The following is a 20,185-nucleotide window of genomic DNA, read 5'->3' as shown; positions in this document are numbered from 1 at the left end:
CCCACCAAGAGAAAGCACACCATGAAAGTCCTGCTCGCCGGAGATTCCACGGTCGCCAACTGCCCCACGCACGAGTACCCCATGAGTGGCTGGGGAGCCCACCTGCCCCCGCACACCTACACCTGGGCTGCCGTGCACAATTTCGCCAAGGGCGGCGCCAGCACCGAGTCCTTCCGGGAGGAGGGGCTTTGGGGACAGCTGCTGGCGGAGGCAGCCCAGGGCGACCTGGTGCTGATCCAGTTCGGCCACAACGACCAGAAGAAGCCGCACCTGGCGGGGCGTACCGGTTACGCCGCCAACCTGCGCAGGATGGTGGCCGAGGTCCGCGCCCTGGGAGCGCTGCCTGTGCTGTGCACGTCGGTGGAGCGGCGGCACTTCCTGGCCGGCCCGTCGTCGGACGCGTCCTTGGAGGAGAGCCTGGAGGATTATCCGGAAGTGGTGCGGGAGATTGGCCTGGAGCTGGGCCTGCCGGTCATCGACCTCAACTCCTGGACCCGGGCGCTGTACGTGCGGCTGGGGCGGGAGGAGTCGGCATCCCTTTTTTGCCACTTCGCACCGGGTGAACATGCACACTGGCCCGACGGACTGACGGACAACACCCACTTCTCGCAGCAGGGTGCAGCGCTGGTGGCGGAGCACGTTGCAGAGCAGCTTCAGGTGCTGGGGCTGGCCGCTGTGGGCCTGGCAAGCACGACGGCGGGGCGCGGCTAGGTGGGTGACGCCGGCCTCCGAACGAAGCTGCTGTACAGCAACCCGCTCAACAGCCCGGCGGACGTGGCGGACTGGGTAGGCGAAGGGCCCCTGAGCCTGGGCCGCCGCGATGGTGCCCTGGAACTCTCAGGCTTGCTGGACGACGAGGAGTTCGGGGACCACGCACACTGGACGCTCTGGTGCCCGGAGGAGTTTCCGGACGGCATCCGCATCAGCTGGGAGTTCCTTCCTCTTGAGGAACCCGGGCTGGCCATGCTGTTCTTTGCTGCGAACGGGCATGGCGGGCGGGATCTGTTCTCCTCTGAACTCGCGCCACGGACGGGCTACTACCCGCAGTACCACTCGGGGGACATCGACACCCTGCACGTCTCGTATTTCCGGCACAAGTACCAGTCGGAGCGGGCCTTCCGGACCTGCAACCTCCGCAAAAGCGCCGGCTTCGAGCTGGTGGCCCAGGGCGCAGACCCATTGCCGCCCACAGAGGACGCCGCGGATTTCTACCGGATGGAAGTGGTGAAGGACGGCCGGAGGGTGGCCTTCTCCATCAACGGGCTCCCGCTGTTTGACTGGCAGGATCCGTCGGACAAGGTGCTGGCCGGAGGCTACCTGGGGTTCCGGCAGATGGCGCCGCTCCGCGCGGCCTACCGCAACCTCGCAGTGGAAAAAATCTAGGTTCCGGTTCGGTTACCCTGCCAGCCCAGCCAGTCGATGGCTTCCCGGGCGATGGCTGCGGGTACTGTGTGCGGGCCTGGGAACTCCCGGTAGGTGACGTCGTAGCCGTCCGCCAGGAGCGAGGGCACCAACCGGCGGCTGGTGCGGTCAATGGGCAGGACAGCATCGGCGTCTCCGTGGGAAACAAAGACCTTGGGTTTGCCGTTGCGGGGGGCGGGCGGGACAAACCCCGGGGAGAAGGCAATCACGTTGGAAAATAGGTCACCATTGGCCAGGCCAAGGCCCAGTGCGTAGGAAGCGCCGTCCGAAAAGCCGCCCACAGCGATACGGCCCGGGTCTATGGAAACCAGCGTGAAGATCCGTTCCAGGGCGCGGTTGATGATCTGCACGTCGGGGCCGAACGCTCCCCGTACACCGTCCCAGGTGGAGCCCCGGGAAGACGCTGCCGCCAGGACGATTTTGTGCGTTTCCGCAAAACCCGACAGCAGCGATAAACCACCGGCAGCTTCACCACCGGCGCCGTGCAGCAGGAGGATCAGCGGGGCTGGTTGGCCGGACTGCAGCCCGGACGGGACGTAGAGCAACGTGTCTCGGACAGGCTCCACGCCCAGGTCCTGCTGCCCGGCTACGGGCGCGTTCCCGGGCTCGTTGGGCCTGGCATTCAAGGCAGCAAAATTTCGTGTCGTTTCTTTGGGACGGTCCATTTCTTCTCCAGAACAGGCTGAGAGCGCCGCAGCGATTGCCATCGCTCGCGCGCCAACCAGGAAGCTGCGTCGCGTGGCCACCCTGCGGTCACATCCGCCCTAGTGGCTGGTGGTCCCTTTGCGTGATTCGAGCAGGGGCGGAATCCAGCGGTCGGCGGCGACGCCCGTTGCAATGCAGTAGACCGCCTTGTGCAGCACATCAACCACCTGTTCCCGGGGAGTCCAGGTTGCAGGCGGTGCACCCATCCCGGTGGCGTTCTCCAGGGTCTGGTCAAAGGCAAGCCGCACGGCGGTGTGTTTGGTGTTGGCCAGGGGCCCGCGGATGCCGGTTGCGGCCCACATGCCGCGGAGGGAGCCCAGCACCGCCCCCGTGCCCCAGTGCATCAGGTGGTTCCACACGAAAGGCTTCTCAGCCTGCCCAGCGGTCCTGCCCAGGAGCGCAAGGAGAGTACGGGCCGGCACATAGGAATTCGGCCGTTTCGTCAGGATCTGTTCGGCTTTTTCGCCGGCCGTCATCACAGCCACTCCGGCAAGGCCGCACACCGCGCCCTTTCCTGCAGCCGCCAGCAGCCGCCGTCCCCTCGTTTCCTGATGCATGTGCTGCTCCAATCCGCTGTCGGCCGTACCTGGAACCGTTGGTCCCTGATAGGTACCCACCGGGATGGCGGCCCTAACCTGCATCCACGCACCGGCCAGCGCCCCTCTTGGCTCCCGAAGTGAGTGGACTGCCGAATCCCCAGGAGTATGCGGCAGGTGCCGCGCTGGTTAGGCGATGGCCTCCAACGACAGTTCCTCAACCGCCGACTGAAGGGCATCGAGGTCGAACCAATCGACGGGCAGCACGTCATGGATGAAGGCATCAAAATCGAAGGGATGGCAGTGGCCGCCGTGGTTCCAGTAGAGGATCCAAAGGTCGATCAGGCCGAGGTCCTTCCGCTGCAGCAGGTGTCTGGCTGTGTGCCGCAGGTCATCCATAACCAATCCTTGCTTCTGCTACCCCCGCCCCACAAGTGGAGCAACAAAGTTTGCCGCAACAGATTTTCCGGGGCAGCGTCACTGGGGGAGGGAAGCAGGAGATTCCAGCGCGTCGGCGATGACATGCTGCAGCTGCAGGGCGCTGTTTTCCGTGGAGCCGCCCGCATCGATCACAGCGAACCGGGGGTACCAAGGCAGCTCCAGGTAGCCCTTCCGGAATCTCTGGAGATCGTCGAGGCTTTCCTGGTCCTCGCCCCGAAGGGCAATCCGTTCGTACGCCTGCTCGGCCGGGACGTCGAAGTAGACCACAGCCTGGGCCTTCGGCAGCATCCCCAGCAGGGCTTCCAGCATCCGGCGGCGGCGGATGCCCCGGGCTTTCCGCAGGGCCAGCTGGCAGTAAAGATGCCTGTCCATGATGACGAGTCCGTCAAAGCGCCCGGCGCGCACGTGGTTGAGCAGGACGTTGAAGACCCTGACAGCGGTTTCGAGGATGTCCGCAACCTGGACGGGCAGGGGCACCCCGAAGCGCCGGGCCAAGGCCGAGATGGTTTTCCTGCCCGAGTAGTTGCCCAGCACCAGCACTGGCGTCCCCGGCAGGAGTTCCTTCACCTTGGCCGCGGCGGTGGATTTGCCGGCACCATCGATTCCGAGCACGACAATGAGGGCTGCTGGTCGTCTCGCGCGTAGTGTCATGTCTCTTTCATAGCGGGGCGCACTGTGCCTGCGGTTCATAAAGCCTGTTGGCAGGCTGTGAAAGCAGGTCCGGAGCGCCGCCGGGTCAAAGTAGGAGCAGAATAGGGAAGTCTGCACTGGGAGGGAGACTGGGCATGGAGCCTGTAATGGTTGATGGTGGCAAAGGCACGGTGGAGTTGCGTTCCGACGGCGTCATCCACCTTATCTGGGAGCCTCAGGTCCGCATAGAACAACAGGACGCCGAAGCGGCAATGGCAGCTGTCAACGACATAGCAGGGGACAAGACCTACCCCATGCTGGTGGACATGGCCACTGCAGAAAATGTCACCAGGGCGGCCCGTTCCGTGTTTTCCATCCCCTGCGCCGCGCACCGGATTGCGCTGCTCGGTTCCAGCCCGGTGGACCGGATCCTGGCGAACTTTTTCCTGGGCGTCCACATCCCGCCCTGCCCCACCCGCTTCTTTACCTCCAGGACGGAGTCCATGGAGTGGCTGCAGCAGGCCGGGTAACCGGTCCGGCGTAACGGCCGGTCACTTCGCGGACGACGGCCCGGTGCTCTGCCGGACCACCAGTTCCGGGGTGAAGATGACCGCGCGGTGCCGGGCGTGCTGTGCCTCAACCTCTTCGGCCAAAAGTTCGATGGCCGTCCTGCCCAGGGCTTCGGTTGGCTGCCGGATGGAGGAAAGGGGAACCACGGCGGACACTGCGAAGTCGATGTCGTCATAGCCGATCAAGGCGATGTCCTCCGGGATCCGGAAGGTGTGCGTCATGGTGAGTGACTGCATAACGCCAAGCGCCAGGAGGTCGTTGGCGCAGAAGATGCCGTCGGGCAGCTTGCCCAGCTCGCGTTCCACCAGCATGTTGCCGACGCTGCGCCCGGCCAGGACAGTCTGGCCTTCCGAAACCAGCACCTCAAGCGAGGCGTCCGGTTCTTCTTTCACTGCCCGCCGGGCACCCTGGAGGCGGTCAGCCACCTGGCGGATGGACGTGGAGCCACCCACAAAGGCCAGCCGACGGCGGCCGGTGTCCAGCAGGTGCCTGGCAGCCAGGTAACCGCCGGCGTCGTCGTCAACGGCCACGGAGCTGAACTTCTCCTCATCAGCCAGCCGGTCCACGAGGACCGTGGGCACGCCGCGCTCGCGGAGGAGGTCCAGCCGCTCGGTCACGTCTCCCACGGGCGAAATGAGCAGACCCTGGACGCGCTGCTCCTGGAACAGGTCGATGTAGTTGGCCTCCCGGCCGGCGTCGTGCCCGCTGTCGCCCAGCAGCACGGCGCTGCCCTGGAGGGCGGCCGCATCCTCGGCGGCGCGCACCACGGAGGTGAAGAAGGGGTTTCCCACGTCCAGGACGATCAGTCCTATGGTGCGGCTGTGCCCGGCGCGAAGCTGGCGGGCGGCATCATTGCGGACGAACCCCAGTTCGTCGATGGCACGCAGTACCCGTTCCTTGGTGCGCTGCGAGACTCTGTCCGGGTAGTTCAGCACATTCGAAACAGTGCCGACCGCCACGCTGGCGTGGTTGGCGACGTCCTTGATGCTGGCTGAGCGGTTCATGATTCTCCGTGCTGGTGGGCCGGGTGCAGGTGCCTCCCGGTCTTGGTGAGGAACAGGTCCGGGAATGCTTGACACCTGCTCAGGTTCAAGAGTACTTTGAATCGTAACAATGAAACGATTCAAAGATTCGCAAGTTCAGGAGAGTTCCAAAATGAGGGTGTGCTTCCGTTCCTCGGTCCAGCCGGCGCTGATCGACGAATACCGGCGGCGCCACGCTGCTGTCTGGCCGGAGATGCTCCGGGCCCTCAAGGACGCCGGCTGGAACAATTACTCGCTTTTCCTCGGCGGGGACGGGCTCCTGATCGGCTACCTGGAGTGCGACGACTTCGACGCCGCCCGCGCCCGCATGGCTCTCGCGGACGTCAATACCCGTTGGCAGGCGGAAATGGCCACGCTTTTCGAAGACACGGACCAGGCGCCCGACGAGGGGTTCCAGGTACTTGAGGAAGTCTTCAACCTCGACAGCCAGCTTGCGGCGGCGGAATCCTCCGCAAGCTGACAGTGCAGGCTGACATGCACCACGCGCTCCAGAAGCGGGGCCGCACCGGAGCACAGCAACACCAACCAGACCACAGCAATACAAGACACCGGAAAGAACCATCATGAATGACGTAGCAACGGCGCTGGGCAGGCTCGAGGAGCTTGCCATCGAGGTCCCCTCGTGGGCTTATGGAAATTCCGGTACGCGGTTCAAGGTGTTCGGCACGCCCGGCACCCCGCGCACCGTGCAGGAAAAGCTTGCGGATGCGGCGAAGGTCCATGAACTGACCGGCCTGGCTCCCACCGTTGCGCTGCACATCCCCTGGGACAAGGTTGATGACTACGCCGCCCTGAAGGAGTACGCGGCGGGGCTGGGTGTCGGCCTGGGGACGATCAACTCCAACACGTTCCAGGATGACGAATACAAGTTCGGTTCCCTGACGTCCTCGAACGAGGCGGTCCGGCGCCGGGCTGTCGACCACCACCTGGACTGCATCGACATCATGCACGCCACGGGGTCCAAGGACCTGAAGATCTGGCTGGCGGACGGCACCAACTACCCCGGCCAGGACGATATCCGCGGCCGCCAGGACCGCCTCGCCGAGTCACTGCAGGAGATCTACGCCGCCCTGGGGGACGAGCAGCGCCTGGTGCTTGAGTACAAGTTCTTCGAGCCCGCCTTCTACCATACCGACGTTCCGGACTGGGGCACCTCCTACGCCCAGACCCTGGCGCTGGGCGAGAAGGCCTTCGTCTGCCTGGACACCGGCCACCACGCGCCGGGCACCAACATCGAGTTCATCGTGATGCAGCTGCTGCGCCTGGGCAAGCTCGGTTCCTTCGACTTCAACTCTCGCTTCTACGCCGATGACGACCTGATCGTGGGTGCCGCGGATCCGTTCCAACTCTTCCGCATCATGTACGAGGTCATCCGCGGCGGCGGCTACGGCAAGGACTCCGGCGTTGCCCTGATGCTGGACCAGTGCCACAACCTGGAAGAAAAGATCCCGGGCCAGATCCGGTCGGTCCTGAACGTCCAGGAAATGACCGCCCGGGCGCTGCTGGTGGACACTGCCGCCCTGGCCGAAGCCCAGCGCGCCGGGGATGTCCTGGCCGCCAACGGCATCTTCAATGACGCGTTCTACACCGACGTCCGGCCGGTCCTGGCCGAGTGGCGTGAATCCCGCGGCCTGCCCGCGGACCCGCTGGCAGCGTTCAAGGCCAGCGGTTACCAGAAGAAGATCAACGAGGACCGCGTAGGCGGCCAGCAAGCCGGATGGGGCGCCTAAATAGCCATGAGCAATAAGACTGTTGAAGACCTGATTTCCCGTTCCAACCGCCTCGGTGCGGACAAGCGGAACACCAACTTCGCCGGCGGCAACACCTCCGCCAAGGGCACCGAAAAGGACCCGGTGACGGGCGAGGACGTCCAGCTGCTGTGGGTCAAGGGCTCCGGCGGGGACCTCGGCACATTGAAGGCCGAAAACCTCGCGGTGCTCCGCCTGGACCGCCTGAATGCGTTGAAGAACGTCTACCCGGGCGTTGAGCGCGAAGACGAGATGGTGGCCGCCTTCGATTACTGCCTGCACGGCAAGGGCGGCGCGGCTCCCTCGATCGATACTGCCATGCACGGCCTGGTGGACGCCGCGCACGTGGACCACCTGCACCCGGACTCCGGCATCGCCATTGCCACGGCGGTGGACGGCGAGGCCCTCACCACCAAGATTTTCGGCAACAAGGTGGTCTGGGTTCCCTGGCGCCGCCCCGGCTTCCAGCTGGGCCTGGACATCGCCGCCATCAAGGAAGCCAATCCGCAGGCCATCGGCACCATCCTGGGCGGCCACGGCATCACCGCCTGGGGCGCCACCAGCGAAGAAGCAGAGCAGAACTCGCTGTGGATCATCGAACAGGCCGAGAAGTACATCAAGGACAACGGCAAGGCCGAACCCTTCGGACCCAAGCTCCCGGGCTACGCAGCCCTGCCGGAGGCGGACCGCCGCGCCAAGGCCGCAGCGCTGGCACCGGTGATCCGCGGCCTTGCCTCCACGGACAAGCCGCAGCTGGGGCACTTCAGCGATGACGCCGTCGTCCTGGACTTCCTCGAAGCCGCCGAGCACCCGCGCCTGGGCGCCTTGGGCACGTCCTGCCCGGACCACTTCCTGCGCACCAAGGTCAAGCCGCTGATCCTGGACCTGCCCGCGGACGCCTCGATCGAGGACTCGATTGCCCGGCTGCACGAACTGCACGCGGACTACCGCGAGGACTACCAGGCCTACTACGACCGCCACGCGGACGAAAACAGCCCGGCACTGCGCGGAGCGGACCCGGCCATTGTGCTGGTTCCCGGTGTTGGCATGTTCTCCTTCGGGGCCAACAAGCAGACCGCCCGGGTTGCCGGCGAGTTCTACATCAACGCCATCAACGTGATGCGCGGCGCCGAAGCGATCTCCACCTACGCCCCGATCGAGGAATCCGAGAAGTTCCGGATCGAGTACTGGGCGCTGGAGGAAGCCAAGCTGGCCCGCATGCCCAAGCCCAAGTCCCACGCCACCCGGATCGCCCTGGTCACCGGCGCCGCCTCCGGCATCGGCAAGGCCATCGCCACCCGCCTCGCCGCGGAAGGCGCCTGCGTGGTCATCGCGGACCTGAACCTCGAGAACGCCGAAAAGGTGGCCGAAGAGCTCGGCGGCCCGGACGTTGCCATCGGAGTCCAGGCCGACGTGACGGACGAAGCGCAGGTTGCAGCCGCGATCGACGCCGCTGTGCTGGCGTTCGGCGGTGTGGACCTGGTGGTCAACAACGCCGGCCTGTCCATCTCCAAGCCGCTGCTGGAAACCACCGAGAAGGACTGGGACCTGCAGCACAACGTCATGGCCAAGGGCTCCTTCCTGGTAGCCAAGGCCGCCGCGAAGGTCATGATCGCCCAGGGCCTGGGCGGGGACATCATCTACATCTCCTCCAAGAACTCCGTGTTCGCCGGACCGAACAACATCGCCTACTCCGCCACCAAGGCGGACCAGGCCCACCAGGTGCGCCTGCTCGCCGCGGAACTCGGTGAGCACGGCATCCGCGTCAACGGCATCAACCCCGACGGCGTGGTCCGCGGCTCCGGCATCTTCGCGGGCGGCTGGGGTGCCAAGCGCGCCGCCGTGTACGGCGTGGACGAGGAGAAGCTGGGCGAGTACTACGCCCAGCGCACCCTGCTCAAGCGCGAAGTCCTGCCCGAGCACGTGGCCAATGCCGCCGCCGTCCTCACCAGCAACGAACTGTCCCACACCACCGGCCTGCACATTCCCGTGGACGCCGGAGTGGCCGCAGCCTTCCTGCGATGAGCACCGAACGCGCCAAGGAAACTGCCCCGGCCCAGGCCGGGGCAGTTTCCGCAGGGCCCGCCAAGGTCTTGGCCGGCAGTGTTTTCGCCGCGGTCGATATTGGCGCCTCCTCCGGCCGGGTCATCCTGGGCCGGGTTAGTGCCGGGGGTGAAAACAGTGTGCAGCTGGAAGTTGTCCACCGCTTTCCCAACGGCGTGGTGGAGATCGACGGCGGGCTCCGCTGGGACTTCAACGCCCTTTTCGCCGAGGTCCTCAAGGGGCTCTCGGCGGCAGCGACGGTTGCTGCCGTGCAGGGTGAGCGGGTGGCCAGCATCGGCATCGACACCTGGGCCGTGGACTACGGCCTGGTCAACGCCGCCGGTGAACTGATTGCCCCGCCGTTCAGCTACCGGGACGACCGCAGCCGCGCCGCCGTCGAGCCGGTGCACCGGAAGCTGGACCCTGCCCGCCTGTACGGAACGACGGGGCTGCAGTTCCTGCAGTTCAACACCATCTACCAGCTGGCCAGCGAACCGGACCTGGACGGTGTGCAGGCGCTCCTGATCCCGGACCTCATCGCGTTCCTCCTGACTGGACAGCGCCGGACCGAGGCCACCAACGCCTCCACCACGGGTTTGTTCGACGCCGTTGCGGGGGAGTGGGCCACCGAGTTCTTCACCGCTCTGGGGTTGCGGAAGGACCTGTTCCCGCCACTGGTCCAGCCCGGCGAAACGGTGGGCACGCTCCTGCAGGCCATTGCCGCGCAGGTGGGGCTGCCCCAAGATACCCGGGTGGTGGCTGTCGGCTCGCACGACACCGCCTCCGCCGTCGCAGCCGTCCCCGCGAAAGCGGACGACGGAGAGGAGGATTTTGCCTATATTTCCTCCGGCACGTGGTCCCTGGTGGGGCTCGAACTGAAGCATCCGGTCCTCACGGAGGCCAGCCGCGGGGCGAACTTCACCAACGAGCGCGGCGTGGACGGCACCATCCGCTACCTCCGCAACATGGGCGGGCTCTGGCTTCTCAGCGAATGCCAGCGGACGTGGGCACAGGAAGGGTTCCGGCCCGAGCTTCCGGCCTTACTCACCGCGGCTGCCGCGCTGCCGCCGGGCGGGCCGCAGATCAACCCGGACGACCCCTACTTCATTGCCCCGGACAACATGCCGGACCGCATTCGCGCCGCTGTCCGGCGGACCGGAGAGGTGCTGCCGAACGATCCTGCCGCGATCACCCGCTGCATCATGGACAGCCTGGCCGCCGGCTATGCCCGCACCATCCGCGACGCCGAACGGCTGGCGGACCGGCCAGTGGACGTGGTGCATGTGGTGGGCGGCGGTTCCCAGAACCGGTTGCTCTGCCAGCTCACCGCCGATGCCACCGGCCGGAAAGTCGTGGCGGGGCCGGTGGAAGCCACAGCCCTGGGCAACGTCCTGGTGCAGGCCCGCGCTGCCGGTTCCGTCACCGGCGGCCTGGGCGAACTCCGCGCCCTGGTGGTGGCCAGCAGTCCGCTGCAGGTCTTTGTTCCGGAGCTTTCACGGCTGTAGCCCTCCCTGGCGTCCTTGGCGCCCCGACAGCACCCATGACTCAGGACAGGACCGGAAAAGCCATGCCCCTTTTTGACCTCCCGCTCTCCCAGCTCCGCGGCTACACCTCCGACGTGACGCCGCCGGAGGACTTCCGCGAATTCTGGGATGCCACCATCGAGGAGGCACGGGCTTTTCCGCTGGACGCGTCCTTCGAACCGGTGGAGAACTACCTGTCGGTCATCGATACCTTCGACGTGACGTTCGCCGGCTACGGGGGCGCCCCGATCAAGGGCTGGCTGCACCTCCCCGCCAACAGGGCCGCTGGAACAAGGTTGCCGGTAGTGGTGCAGTACGTGGGCTACTCCGGCGGCCGGGGCCTGGTGAACCAGGACACGAAGTGGGCGCAGGCAGGTTACGCGCACTTCATCATGGACACCCGCGGCCAGGGCTACGGCGGCACCCTGGGCGAAACCTCCGACCCCCACCCCTCGGCCGGGGAAGTGGCGCACGCAGGCCTCATGACCAGGGGCGCCGGCAGCCGCGAGGACTACTACTACCGGCGGGTGTACGTGGACGCCTTCCGGGCCGTCGAAGCAGCCCAAAGCCACCCGGAAATTGACCCCGCGAGGGTGGTGCTTGCCGGCGTCAGCCAAGGTGGGGGCATCGTGGTGGCCGTTGCCGGGCTGACTGCGGGCAGGATCGACGGCGTGGTGGCAGCGCTGCCGGACGTTCCCTTCCTGCAGGACTTTCCCCGCGCCATCGACATCACTCCGCGCGGCCCGTACCCGGAGATCGCGGCGTTCCTGGCCCGGCACCGGGACAGCTACGAACCGATGCTCGCCGTCTTGCACTATTTCGACGGCGTCAACCTCGCCCGCTGGGCAACAGTGCCGGCCTTGTACTCCGCCGCCCAGATGGACGACATCTGCCCGCCGTCCACCGTCTTCGCCAGCTTCAATGCCTACGGCTCAGGCACCCCGGATTCATCCGGCACCGGAGTGGACAAGGACATTGAGGTCTACCGGTTCAACAACCACGAGGGCGGCCAGGAACACCACTGGATCAGGCAACTGCTGTTTCTGCGCAAGATTTTGGGGTAAGTTTCTTCTGCGGGCTTGAGAAAGCGGTTTCTCGCCGCGGCAAACAAGGAAGCAATGAAGAAACTCAACAGGCTCAGCGTTCTTGGCTACGGTGCCGGCGATGCGGCCAACAGCATGATCATCAGTACCGGGAACATGTTCCTGCTTGTCTATTACACAGATGTAGCGGGGATCGGCGCAGCGGCGGCAGGAACGCTGCTGCTCGTTCTGCGGGTCTTTAACGCCTTCACCGACATAGCGGCCGGCCGCATCGTGGACCGTGTGCCCAGCAAGCGCTGGGGAAAGTTCCGCCCGTTCCTGATGTTCGGCTTCATTCCCCTGCTGCTGAGCGTGGCGGTGTTCCACGTTCCGGACGTCGACCCGTCCCTGAAACTGCTGTACGCCTACTGCACCTACGCCCTGGTGTGTGTCGCGTACAGCATGGTCAATGTGCCTTACGGGTGCCTGGTGGGGGCCATGACCCAGGACGCCAAGGAACGCGCACGGCTCGGTGGTGCGCGAACCATCGGCGGCCTCTCGATCGGGGCCACCCTTGGCTTTTTCATTGCACCGCTCCTCGGTGCCGGCCAGGACATGCAGCAGATCTTTACCTGGCTGACGATCACCTTCGCCGTCGTTGGCTCACTGCTCTATTGCTTCACCGGCATGGTTTGTGTTGAGCAGGTCCCCGGCAGCGTCCCCAAGATCACCCTGCGCCAGAGCGTGGCAGCCCTCAAGGCCAATTCCCCCTTGGTGATCCTTTGCGTCAGCTCCGTCCTTTTCGTCACCGGAACTTCAGCCACCGGCGCCTCCCAGTTCTACTACCTCCGGGATGTCCTGTCCCGGGTGGACCTCTTCCCGGTCATGGCCGCAGCCCAAGTCGTGATCACGCTGACGCTGGCTGTCCTGATGCCGCTTCCGGTGGCCCGATGGGGCAAGCGGGCCGTCTACAGCGTCGGTGGCGGATTCGGGGTGATTGGCGGGGCGCTGGTCTTCCTGGCCCCCTCGGACATGCCATTGCTCGGCCTGGCGGGCCTCGTGCTGGGGCTCCTTGCTTCGGCGTCCGTCAGCATCGTGACCTGGGCCCTGATCGCCGACACCGTGGAATACGGTGAGTGGAAAACGGGAGTCCGGGTCCAGGGCATCAACTACGCGCTCCTGGCCGCCACCCGGAAGCTCGGCATGGGATTCGGCGCCGCCGTCGTTGCCTTCTCACTCGCCTGGGGTGGCTACGTTTCGGGTACTGGGGAGCAGTCTGATGCTGCCACCCTCGCCATCCGTGCGGGGGCAGGGTTGCTGCCGGGAGCCCTGGTGCTGGCGTCCGTCGGGATTATGTACTGGTACCGCCTGACCGACCAGAAGCACGCGGAACTGGTGGCAAGCTTGTCGCGTGACGCGACGTAACACTTTGCGGCCGCGGCGGCATGCGGTTAGGGTTCATGGCATGACAAACCGTTGGTATGCGTATTTTTCGTTGGCTCTGGAGGGGCCCGCGTCTAACTGACACGCATCCAACTTTCCTTCAGAGCCAACAGGGCAGAGATCATTCTCTGCCCTTCGCCGTTTCTCCGGCGGGTTCTGATCCGGGCCCGCTTCCCATCTGGAACAGGACCCGAACATGAGCACCGCAACAGCCCCCGCAAGCACCACCGCCGGCAACCGCCGTGGTGAATCCACGGCAAAATCCACATCGAACCTGCGTGTTAGCGAATTCACCGCGCTGCCCACGCCGCAGGAACTCATCGCGGAACTGCCGCTGGACGCCAGGGTGGCAGACGTCGTCGAACGCGGACGTGACGAAGTCCGCGCCATCATGGACGGTGTGGATGACCGCCTGCTGGTGATCGTGGGGCCGTGCTCCATCCACGATCCCAAGGCCGGGCTGGAGTACGCGCGGCGGCTGGTCAGCCAGGCCGAAAAGCATAAGGAGGACCTGCTGATCGTGATGCGGGCCTACTTCGAAAAGCCACGCACCACGGTGGGCTGGAAGGGCCTGATCAACGATCCGCGGCTGGATGGCAGCCACGACATGGTGACCGGACTCCGTGCGGCCCGGCACTTCCTGCAGCAGGTCACCGCGCTCGGCCTCCCCACGGCCACCGAATTCCTTGAGCCCATCAGCCCGCAGTACATGGCGGACCTCATCTCCTGGGGCGCCATCGGGGCGCGCACCACCGAGAGCCAGATCCACCGGCAGCTCGCCTCCGGCCTCTCCATGCCCATCGGCTTCAAGAACGGGACCGACGGCGACCTCCAGGTTGCCATCGACGCCTGCGGTGCTGCCGCGGCGGCCCAGGCTTTCCTGGGCATCGACGGAGACGGCCGGGCGGCGCTGGTTGCCACCGCGGGAAATCCCGACACCCACATCATCCTCCGCGGCGGACGCAAGGGACCCAATTACGCTGCCGCCGACGTTGAAGCGGCAACGGCCAAGCTCGCGGGCAAGCAGCTGAACCCGCGCCTCATCGTTGACGCCAGCCACGCCAACAGCGGAAAGAGCCACCACCGCCAGGCAGAAGTGGCGCTGGAGATCGGGGCGCAGCTGGAGGACGGCGGCGCTTCCGCGCAGGCAATTGCCGGCATCATGCTGGAAAGCTTCCTGGTGGGCGGCGCGCAGAACCTCGATGTTGCCGAGCACGCGGCCGGCCGGTCGGAGCTGGTGTACGGGCAGAGCGTGACGGATGCCTGCATGGACTGGGACGTTTCCGTCTCGGTGCTGGACCAGCTCGCCGCTTCTGCGCGCAAGCGCCGCGCGGCGAAATAGGGGAGCAAATAGGGGACCCTACTACTTTCACTTCTGCCACACGAACATCTAGAGTATCTAGAAGGTGGTTGGTGGATGGCTCAGCATCGGAAACACCGCATTGGCACGTACCTGGGGTCACTGTTGTCCATCCGTCAGCAAAGGAATAGGGAAATGTCGGCAGAACATAACTTCTCCAACGCGAAGTTCCTGACCGTGGCTGAGGTAGCCCAGGTCATGCGCGTCTCCAAAATGACTGTCTACCGGCTGGTCCACGCCGGTGAGATGCCGGCAGTGCGGTTCGGCCGCTCCTACCGGGTACCCGAAACCGCCGTGGAGCAGTACCTCAAGGGTGCTGTGGTGGACGGCCACACGGAAACCGCCTGAGGCCGTTCGCCGTGTTTTCGCCGGTCGGAGCCCCTCCGGTCAGAAGCCGCTCCGGATAAGCGGTACCCTGTTAAGGAACGTTTTACGTCATTGTAAGAATCTGTCAGTTGTTCAGTTCGTAGTTCGTAGCTCTGTCCACGAACACTTTCCATCAGACAGGTACTGCATCTAGTTGGTAAGGAACTTTCGTGGGTTCAGTTATTAAGAAGCGTCGCAAGCGTATGGCCAAGAAGAAGCACCGCAAGCTGCTTCGCAAGACTCGTCACCAGCGCCGCAACAAGAAGTAGAGATACTTCGAACAGCGTGGAAATGCCCGTCGCCTTCCGAGGCGGCGGGCATTTCTGTTTTTGCCCGCTGCCCGCTATGCCCGTGGGCCCCGGATGCGGGCGAAGCCTTTCCAGAGTCCGTAGACGGCGCCCCCGGCGGTGGCTGCCTTGAGGCCGAAGGTGGCTGCGCGGCGGCCTGCCCGGAAGTCGTAGACGGGCCAGTTGTTGTCGCGGGCGTGGCGGCGGAGGCGCGCGTCCGGGTTGATGGCCACCGGGTGGCCCACCAGCGTGAGCAGCGGAATGTCGTTGAAGGAGTCGCTGTAGGCCCAGCAGCGCTTCAGGTCCAGCTCCTGGGCGTCCGCGACTGCCTGGACGGCCACTGCTTTCGCGGAGCCGTGCAGGATGTCTCCCACCAGGCGGCCGGTGTACATGCCTTCCGAGATTTCCCCGACAGTTCCCAGCGCTCCGGTCAATCCCAGCCGGGTGGAGATCACGGTGGCCACCTCGATGGGGGTCGCGGTGACCAGCCAGACGCGCCGGCCCACCCGCAGGTGCTGCTCTGCCAGGGCCTTGGCGCCCGGCCAGATCCGGGACGCGATCATCTCGTCGTAGACCTCTTCGCCGAGGGCCTTGACGTCGTCAACCGTGATGCCTGCAGCCAGGGTCAGCGCAGAGTCGCGGACAGCATGGACGTCGTCCATGTTTTCGCCGCGGGCCACGAACTTGAACTGCTTCCACGCGAACCCGGCAGCCTGGGCCATGGTGAAGGCTCCGCGCTGATGCATCTTGCGCGCGACATGGAAGAGGCTGGCGCCGCGCATGAGGGTGTTGTCCACATCGAAGAACGCCGCCTCGCCGGGCTGCGGCGCCGCAACCGGCTTGGTGACTACGGCGACGTACTTCTCCTCGGGCATGAAGTTGAGTCTAGTCAATCCGGTCGGCGGACACGGTCCGGCGTCGCGGGGCACAGTCAACGGGGCTACGGTTAAGTCATGGCAACACCGCGCGTCGTCCTGATCACCAAAGCTGACTGTCACCTTTGCGAAGAGGCGCGCGGCGCCGTCGGCCGGGTTACTGCCGCACTCGGGCTTGAGTGGACGGAAGAGCTGGTGGACCACCAGCCGGAACTGCGGGACCGCTATGCCGAGGAAATCCCTGTGGTGCTGGTGGACGGCGTGCAGCGCGACTTCTGGAAGATCGACGAGATCCGGCTGGAACGCGTGCTTCAACGGGCCATGGCAGAGTAGGGGAGCAGCACCAGTGACCGCACGTGCTTTGTGGCTTGCTGCTTTGTTGGCATCGGCCGGAGGGCTCTAGAGTGGAGTCACAACGCGATGCGAGGGAGGGGCTGGTGGCTTCGCTGGATTCAACTCCCCAGGCTGTCCCGGATCTTCCGGGCACCACGGGCACGCCAGCCAAACAGATTCCGCCCGCAGCGGTGGCCCGGCTGACGCTCTATCTGCGTGCCCTGAACACCCTGCTCGCCGAGGGCGTGGAGCGTGTCTCCTCCGAATCCCTCGCTGAAGCCTCAGGCGTCAGTTCCGCCACGCTGCGCAAGGACCTGTCCCACGTTGGCTCCTACGGCACCCGCGGTGTTGGCTACGAAGTGCAGTACCTCAGCCGGCACATCGCCGCGGCTCTCGGGCTGACGCATGACTGGAAGGTCGCCATCGTAGGTGCCGGCAACCTCGGCAAGGCCCTGGCGCGGTACGGCGGCTTTGAATCCCGGGGGTTCGACGTCGTGGCCATTTTTGACGCCGACCAGATGGTGGTGGGCAACGAAGTGGGCTGGCTGCGGGTCAGCGACGTAGCCGACCTGGAGACCGTGCTGCACCGGACCGGAGCAAACATGGTGGTGCTGGCGCTGCCGGCAGCCGTGGCCCAGGATGTCTGCGACCGCGTAGTGGCCGCCGGCGTGCGCAGCGTCCTGAGCTTCGCCCCCGTGATGCTCCAGGTGCCGGAGGGGGTCAACCTCCGCAAGGTGGACATGGCCACGGAATTGCAGATCCTGGCCTACCACGCACAACGGGCGCAGGCCCCGGGGCAGACCGCCTAGATTTCTTCGGCGGTTCCGGGACCCACGCCCGCAGGGGTGGGAAGTGCTTGTTTTACCGGCCGTAGGGGTTGCCCAGGCCGCCGCCGTACGGGTTGGCGAAGGGCTGCTGCTTCCGGAAGTACGGGGCAGCCGCCGGCAGGTACAGCAGCACGATGGCGGCGATCCCCAGGAGGGTGCCTATCGTTCCAAGGCTGGGCGGACCGAAGAGGCCGAAGATGGACAGTGCAGCGAACACGGTGCCCAGGATGCGCGCCCAGTTCTTGCCCTTGCGGATGAAGAAGGCCACCAGCAGGTAGAGCCCTGCGCCAATAATGGCGAACACCACCAGGGTGCCGGCGATGACGCCCTTGATGTCCTCGTACGTGACGCCCGCTCCCGTGCCCTCGACCTGCTGCTCAAAGGCCTGACGGAAGACCGGGTCGTCCAACTGGGTGAGTCCGGTGAGCATGGAGATGACAAAGATCGCAGCCGAGGCGATCAGCAGCCAGAACGAGATGTTGACCAGCTGCGGCACTCCATTGCTGCCCGTGGGCTGCGGCTGCTCCGAGGGGTACTGCGCGTACGGGGACTGGCCGTATGGCTGCTGTCCGTAGGGCTGCTGGCCAGGCCCCGGAGCCTGCGGCGGGTTCTGGCCATACTGCGGAGTGTTTTGCCCGTATTGCGGGGCGCCGGACTGGCCGTACTGGGGAGCGTTCTGGCCGTACTGGGGCGGGTTCTGACCATACTGCGGCGCGTTCTGCCCGTACTGCGGGGCGTTTTCGCCGTAGCGCGGCTGCTGGTTGCCCTGCTCGGGATCGTTGGGCACTGGAGGCGGGACGGGAGGATTACTCATGAGTTGTCCTTTGGCATGTCGGGTTCAGGTAGGCTGCCGGGTTTCGGTCTGTGCCCTACCCCCAGCATGGCTTAAGTCCACCGTACCCCCGGACTGGCGGCAGATGGGTCATTCCAGGGAGGTATTCCGGCCCCGTCCGGCCGTTGTCTGACGATGCCGCCTAGTCTTTGTTCCCCCGCGCTGCAAACCAGGCCTGCGCGTTCGGCAGCCAGAGCAGGACTGTTGCTGCAAGGCTGATCAGGAAACCGGCCCAGTTCCCGCCCTGGCCAACACGCATCGCCAGATTGACCAGGGCGAGGACCAGGGTGATACCTGTCAGGATTGTGAGGGCAAGCCGGGCCCATTGCTTTCCCTCTTTCATCCTGAGGGCAAAGATGATCTGCGCAGCTCCAACAGCCGCCGCCAGCAGCATAAGCAACAGAACCAGCACGGCCGCGCCCGGCGCCGCGGCGAAAAGCACCAGCGAGGCAAGCATGCCCAGCAGTCCGCCCAGGAGGCCGAGGATGCCGCCCAGGAACCAAATCCAGAACGAGACCTTGAGCTCAGTGGGAAGTCCCGCCACCGAGAACATGCCGGCGAAACCGTTGCGGGGCCTTGCACTGTCAAAGTTGCTCATGGCCATCACTGTAGCCGTGCCGCAGCGGCTCAAAGATGCAGTGGCTTTAAAGGACGGCACCCCGGTACTGGCCGAAGCCACTGCCGGGGTGCCGTATATCAGCTGCGCGGAGTCAGCCGCGTCGAAAAGGTGTGCGGGAACTACGCTGCGGGGGCGATGAAGGCAAGCTCGAGGTTGATGGCAACCTTGTCGCTCACCAGGACGCCGCCGGTCTCGAGAACAGCGTTCCAGGTCAGGCCGAAGTCCTTGCGGCTGATGGTGGTTTCAGCGGAGACACCGGCGCGGGTGTTGCCGAACGGGTCCACGGCCACACCGTTGAACTCGGTTTCCAGGGTGACCGGGCGGGTGACACCCTTGATGGTCAGGTCACCGGTCAGCTCGTAGCTGTTGCCCTTGGCCACCAGGCCGTTGGAGACGAAGGACATCTCGGGGAACTTCTCCACATCGAAGAAGTCTTCGCCCTTGACGTGGCCGTCGCGGTTGGCATCGCCGGAGTCGAAGCTGGCGGTGTTGATGGTGGCGTTGATCCGGGAAGCTTCCACGTCCTGGCCGAGTTCCAGGGTTGCTGCTGCTTCCTTGAACTGGCCGCGGACCTTGCTGATGCCTGCGTGCCGGACAGTGAAGCCGATCTCACTGTGGGAGTTGTCGAGGGTCCAGGTGCCGGTGGTGACGTCTGCGGGAAGTGCCATGATGTTGCTCCTTTGGGGTGTTACCTGTTGACGGTCGTGCCGTTGAAGCTTCATCGGTTGAAGTCTCAACTAACTGCTGCATCTACTATAAACATGCATATGCATCTTTTGTTCCCGGTTCCGGAATATTTCTTCATAAATTTCAGTTCTACTGGATGTAGAAGATTTCGGATCGAACGCCATCTTTGAGAAACTGGTAAACATGCCCCAAGCCACTGTCCATCTGCTCCGCCACGGCGAGGTCCATAATCCTGACGGCGTTTTGTACGGAAGGCTGCCCGAATTCCACCTCTCCGAGCTGGGGCAGGAGATGGCCCGCACCCTCGCTGAGCACTTCCGGCAGCGCGCCGAAAACGGGGCACGTATCACCTACCTGGCCGCCTCGCCGCTGGACCGCGCGCAGGAAACTGCACGGCCGACGTCGGACGCCCTGCATCTGCCCATCCACACCGAGGAGCGGATCGTCGAGGCAGAGAACTACTTCGAGGGCATGAAGGTCAGCAAGGCGGAACTGCGCAGGCCCAAGCACTGGCCGCGGCTGGTCAACCCCCTCCGCCCGTCCTGGGGCGAGCCCTACAAGCAGCAGGCGGCCCGGGTTATGGCGGCGGCGCAGGAGGCGCGCCTCCGCGCCATCGAGCTGGCCGGCGGTGACTTCGGAACAGAGGGGCCCGAAGCGATCATGGTCAGCCACCAGCTTCCCATCTGGGCCACCCGCCTGAGCGCCGAAGGCAAGCCGCTGTGGCACGATCCGCGAAAGCGTGAGTGCACGCTGACCTCCATCACGTCGCTGGTGTTTGACGACGACGGCACTCTGCTGCGCGTCGCGTACAGCGAACCCGCGGCATCCCTTCTTCCCGGTGCAGCCAGCACCCCTGGAGCCTAGAAGTGACTG

At 65.3% G+C, this 20,185-nt stretch carries 24 protein-coding genes; 15 read left to right on the top strand and 9 right to left on the bottom strand.

Translation table 11 applies throughout. From position 1 onward, the window contains the following. The first annotated feature begins 21 nt into the window (after positions 1-21). Complete coding sequence (locus tag M1D93_RS15930; protein WP_461172441.1) at positions 22-711, top strand: rhamnogalacturonan acetylesterase; 690 nt, start codon at positions 22-24, stop codon at positions 709-711. Next, a complete protein-coding gene (locus M1D93_RS15925; protein WP_461172440.1) occupies positions 712-1,383 on the top strand; it encodes a DUF1961 family protein in 672 nt (223 codons plus the stop codon). Here the strand turns inward: M1D93_RS15925 and M1D93_RS15920 are convergent. The 4 genes from M1D93_RS15920 to M1D93_RS15905 form a co-directional block, all read right to left on the bottom strand. Beyond that, positions 1,380-2,087 carry an alpha/beta hydrolase gene (locus M1D93_RS15920; protein ID WP_461172439.1) on the bottom strand — a complete coding sequence of 236 codons (708 nt, stop codon included), beginning with the start codon at positions 2,085-2,087 and terminating at the stop codon, positions 1,380-1,382. The two genes, M1D93_RS15925 and M1D93_RS15920, sit on opposite strands and share 4 nt — an antisense overlap. Positions 2,088-2,186: 99 nt before the next feature. After that, positions 2,187-2,684: a hypothetical protein gene (locus M1D93_RS15915; RefSeq protein ID WP_461172438.1), complete on the bottom strand. Its 498-nt coding sequence runs from the start codon at positions 2,682-2,684 to the stop codon at positions 2,187-2,189. Between the two features lie 168 nt (positions 2,685-2,852). Continuing rightward, positions 2,853-3,062: a hypothetical protein gene (locus M1D93_RS15910; protein ID WP_461172437.1), complete on the bottom strand. Its 210-nt coding sequence runs from the start codon at positions 3,060-3,062 to the stop codon at positions 2,853-2,855. 78 nt (positions 3,063-3,140) lie between these two features. After that, positions 3,141-3,755 carry a dTMP kinase gene (locus M1D93_RS15905; protein ID WP_461172436.1) on the bottom strand — a complete coding sequence of 205 codons (615 nt, stop codon included), beginning with the start codon at positions 3,753-3,755 and terminating at the stop codon, positions 3,141-3,143. Positions 3,756-3,889: 134 nt separating this feature from the next. On the opposite strand from M1D93_RS15905, the gene M1D93_RS15900 reads away from it, so the two are divergent. Continuing rightward, complete coding sequence (locus M1D93_RS15900) at positions 3,890-4,264, top strand: DUF7793 family protein (protein WP_461172435.1); 375 nt, start codon at positions 3,890-3,892, stop codon at positions 4,262-4,264. 21 nt (positions 4,265-4,285) lie between these two features. Here the strand turns inward: M1D93_RS15900 and M1D93_RS15895 are convergent, their stop codons facing one another. Further along, positions 4,286-5,308 (bottom strand): LacI family DNA-binding transcriptional regulator, encoded by a 1,023-nt coding sequence (locus tag M1D93_RS15895; protein ID WP_461172434.1) that lies wholly within the window; start codon positions 5,306-5,308, stop codon positions 4,286-4,288. Between the two features lie 151 nt (positions 5,309-5,459). Here M1D93_RS15895 and M1D93_RS15890 point away from each other — a divergent pair, with 151 nt between their 5' ends. The 9 genes from M1D93_RS15890 (at position 5,460) to M1D93_RS15850 (ending at position 15,121) form a co-directional block, all read left to right on the top strand. Beyond that, complete coding sequence (locus tag M1D93_RS15890; RefSeq protein WP_461172433.1) at positions 5,460-5,807, top strand: L-rhamnose mutarotase; 348 nt, start codon at positions 5,460-5,462, stop codon at positions 5,805-5,807. Positions 5,808-5,910: 103 nt separating this feature from the next. Next, positions 5,911-7,077 (top strand): L-rhamnose isomerase, encoded by a 1,167-nt coding sequence (gene rhaI, locus M1D93_RS15885; RefSeq protein ID WP_461172432.1) that lies wholly within the window; start codon positions 5,911-5,913, stop codon positions 7,075-7,077. A gap of 6 nt (positions 7,078-7,083) precedes the next feature. After that, complete coding sequence (locus tag M1D93_RS15880; RefSeq protein ID WP_461172431.1) at positions 7,084-9,120, top strand: bifunctional aldolase/short-chain dehydrogenase; 2,037 nt, start codon at positions 7,084-7,086, stop codon at positions 9,118-9,120. Further along, complete coding sequence (locus M1D93_RS15875) at positions 9,117-10,643, top strand: rhamnulokinase (protein WP_461172430.1); 1,527 nt, start codon at positions 9,117-9,119, stop codon at positions 10,641-10,643. The genes M1D93_RS15880 and M1D93_RS15875 overlap by 4 nt, the downstream gene beginning before the upstream one ends. A 62-nt stretch (positions 10,644-10,705) precedes the next feature. Then, complete coding sequence (locus M1D93_RS15870) at positions 10,706-11,725, top strand: acetylxylan esterase (protein WP_461175041.1); 1,020 nt, start codon at positions 10,706-10,708, stop codon at positions 11,723-11,725. A gap of 54 nt (positions 11,726-11,779) precedes the next feature. Then, entirely contained in the window at positions 11,780-13,108 is a 1,329-nt protein-coding gene (locus M1D93_RS15865) for a glycoside-pentoside-hexuronide (GPH):cation symporter (protein ID WP_461172429.1), read from the top strand. 214 nt (positions 13,109-13,322) lie between these two features. Then, positions 13,323-14,468 (top strand): 3-deoxy-7-phosphoheptulonate synthase, encoded by a 1,146-nt coding sequence (locus M1D93_RS15860; protein WP_461172428.1) that lies wholly within the window; start codon positions 13,323-13,325, stop codon positions 14,466-14,468. Positions 14,469-14,621: 153 nt separating this feature from the next. Further along, positions 14,622-14,834, top strand: a complete 213-nt coding sequence (locus M1D93_RS15855) for a helix-turn-helix domain-containing protein (RefSeq protein WP_461172427.1) — start codon at positions 14,622-14,624, stop codon at positions 14,832-14,834. 188 nt (positions 14,835-15,022) lie between these two features. Then, complete coding sequence (locus M1D93_RS15850; protein WP_003792170.1) at positions 15,023-15,121, top strand: 30S ribosomal protein bS22; 99 nt, start codon at positions 15,023-15,025, stop codon at positions 15,119-15,121. 74 nt (positions 15,122-15,195) lie between these two features. Here the strand turns inward: M1D93_RS15850 and M1D93_RS15845 are convergent, their stop codons facing one another. Continuing rightward, entirely contained in the window at positions 15,196-16,014 is an 819-nt protein-coding gene (locus tag M1D93_RS15845; protein ID WP_461172426.1) for an HAD family hydrolase, read from the bottom strand. Between the two features lie 78 nt (positions 16,015-16,092). Between M1D93_RS15845 and M1D93_RS15840 the strand changes: the two genes are divergently transcribed. Both M1D93_RS15840 and M1D93_RS15835 read left to right on the top strand, forming a co-directional pair. Beyond that, positions 16,093-16,347, top strand: coding sequence for a glutaredoxin family protein (locus M1D93_RS15840; protein WP_461172425.1), 255 nt, complete (start codon positions 16,093-16,095; stop codon positions 16,345-16,347). 104 nt (positions 16,348-16,451) lie between these two features. Further along, entirely contained in the window at positions 16,452-17,156 is a 705-nt protein-coding gene (locus tag M1D93_RS15835) for a redox-sensing transcriptional repressor Rex (protein WP_163166736.1), read from the top strand. 52 nt (positions 17,157-17,208) lie between these two features. On the opposite strand, the gene M1D93_RS15830 is transcribed toward M1D93_RS15835, so the two are convergent. From M1D93_RS15830 to M1D93_RS15820, 3 genes are all read right to left on the bottom strand, one after another. Beyond that, positions 17,209-17,988 carry a hypothetical protein gene (locus M1D93_RS15830; protein WP_461172424.1) on the bottom strand — a complete coding sequence of 260 codons (780 nt, stop codon included), beginning with the start codon at positions 17,986-17,988 and terminating at the stop codon, positions 17,209-17,211. A 160-nt stretch (positions 17,989-18,148) separates the two neighbouring features. Then, positions 18,149-18,604, bottom strand: a complete 456-nt coding sequence (locus M1D93_RS15825) for a hypothetical protein (RefSeq protein ID WP_461172423.1) — start codon at positions 18,602-18,604, stop codon at positions 18,149-18,151. Between the two features lie 140 nt (positions 18,605-18,744). Continuing rightward, positions 18,745-19,293, bottom strand: coding sequence for a YceI family protein (locus M1D93_RS15820; protein ID WP_461172422.1), 549 nt, complete (start codon positions 19,291-19,293; stop codon positions 18,745-18,747). 202 nt (positions 19,294-19,495) lie between these two features. On the opposite strand from M1D93_RS15820, the gene M1D93_RS15815 reads away from it, so the two are divergent. Beyond that, complete coding sequence (locus tag M1D93_RS15815) at positions 19,496-20,176, top strand: histidine phosphatase family protein (RefSeq protein WP_461172421.1); 681 nt, start codon at positions 19,496-19,498, stop codon at positions 20,174-20,176. Positions 20,177-20,185 lie beyond the last annotated feature (9 nt).

This window comes from Arthrobacter sp. Z1-9 (genome assembly GCF_054792695.1).
The sequence above is the reverse complement of the archived record's forward strand: the minus strand, read 5'-3'. Positions and strand labels throughout refer to the sequence as shown.

Excerpts from the sequence above, each read along its gene's own strand:
- M1D93_RS15930 (WP_461172441.1), top strand. The coding sequence starts at position 22 with ATGAAAGTCCTGCTCGCCGGAGATTCCACGGTCGCCAACTGCCCCACG.
- M1D93_RS15920 (WP_461172439.1), bottom strand. The coding sequence starts at position 2,087 with ATGGACCGTCCCAAAGAAACGACACGAAATTTTGCTGCCTTGAATGCC.
- M1D93_RS15915 (WP_461172438.1), bottom strand. The coding sequence starts at position 2,684 with ATGCATCAGGAAACGAGGGGACGGCGGCTGCTGGCGGCTGCAGGAAAG.
- M1D93_RS15910 (WP_461172437.1), bottom strand. The coding sequence starts at position 3,062 with ATGGATGACCTGCGGCACACAGCCAGACACCTGCTGCAGCGGAAGGAC.
- M1D93_RS15905 (WP_461172436.1), bottom strand. The coding sequence starts at position 3,755 with ATGACACTACGCGCGAGACGACCAGCAGCCCTCATTGTCGTGCTCGGA.
- M1D93_RS15900 (WP_461172435.1), top strand. The coding sequence starts at position 3,890 with ATGGAGCCTGTAATGGTTGATGGTGGCAAAGGCACGGTGGAGTTGCGT.
- M1D93_RS15895 (WP_461172434.1), bottom strand. The coding sequence starts at position 5,308 with ATGAACCGCTCAGCCAGCATCAAGGACGTCGCCAACCACGCCAGCGTG.
- M1D93_RS15890 (WP_461172433.1), top strand. The coding sequence starts at position 5,460 with ATGAGGGTGTGCTTCCGTTCCTCGGTCCAGCCGGCGCTGATCGACGAA.
- rhaI (WP_461172432.1), top strand. The coding sequence starts at position 5,911 with ATGAATGACGTAGCAACGGCGCTGGGCAGGCTCGAGGAGCTTGCCATC.
- M1D93_RS15880 (WP_461172431.1), top strand. The coding sequence starts at position 7,084 with ATGAGCAATAAGACTGTTGAAGACCTGATTTCCCGTTCCAACCGCCTC.
- M1D93_RS15875 (WP_461172430.1), top strand. The coding sequence starts at position 9,117 with ATGAGCACCGAACGCGCCAAGGAAACTGCCCCGGCCCAGGCCGGGGCA.
- M1D93_RS15870 (WP_461175041.1), top strand. The coding sequence starts at position 10,706 with ATGCCCCTTTTTGACCTCCCGCTCTCCCAGCTCCGCGGCTACACCTCC.
- M1D93_RS15865 (WP_461172429.1), top strand. The coding sequence starts at position 11,780 with ATGAAGAAACTCAACAGGCTCAGCGTTCTTGGCTACGGTGCCGGCGAT.
- M1D93_RS15860 (WP_461172428.1), top strand. The coding sequence starts at position 13,323 with ATGAGCACCGCAACAGCCCCCGCAAGCACCACCGCCGGCAACCGCCGT.
- M1D93_RS15855 (WP_461172427.1), top strand. The coding sequence starts at position 14,622 with ATGTCGGCAGAACATAACTTCTCCAACGCGAAGTTCCTGACCGTGGCT.
- M1D93_RS15845 (WP_461172426.1), bottom strand. The coding sequence starts at position 16,014 with ATGCCCGAGGAGAAGTACGTCGCCGTAGTCACCAAGCCGGTTGCGGCG.
- M1D93_RS15840 (WP_461172425.1), top strand. The coding sequence starts at position 16,093 with ATGGCAACACCGCGCGTCGTCCTGATCACCAAAGCTGACTGTCACCTT.
- M1D93_RS15830 (WP_461172424.1), bottom strand. The coding sequence starts at position 17,988 with ATGAGTAATCCTCCCGTCCCGCCTCCAGTGCCCAACGATCCCGAGCAG.
- M1D93_RS15825 (WP_461172423.1), bottom strand. The coding sequence starts at position 18,604 with ATGAGCAACTTTGACAGTGCAAGGCCCCGCAACGGTTTCGCCGGCATG.
- M1D93_RS15820 (WP_461172422.1), bottom strand. The coding sequence starts at position 19,293 with ATGGCACTTCCCGCAGACGTCACCACCGGCACCTGGACCCTCGACAAC.
- M1D93_RS15815 (WP_461172421.1), top strand. The coding sequence starts at position 19,496 with ATGCCCCAAGCCACTGTCCATCTGCTCCGCCACGGCGAGGTCCATAAT.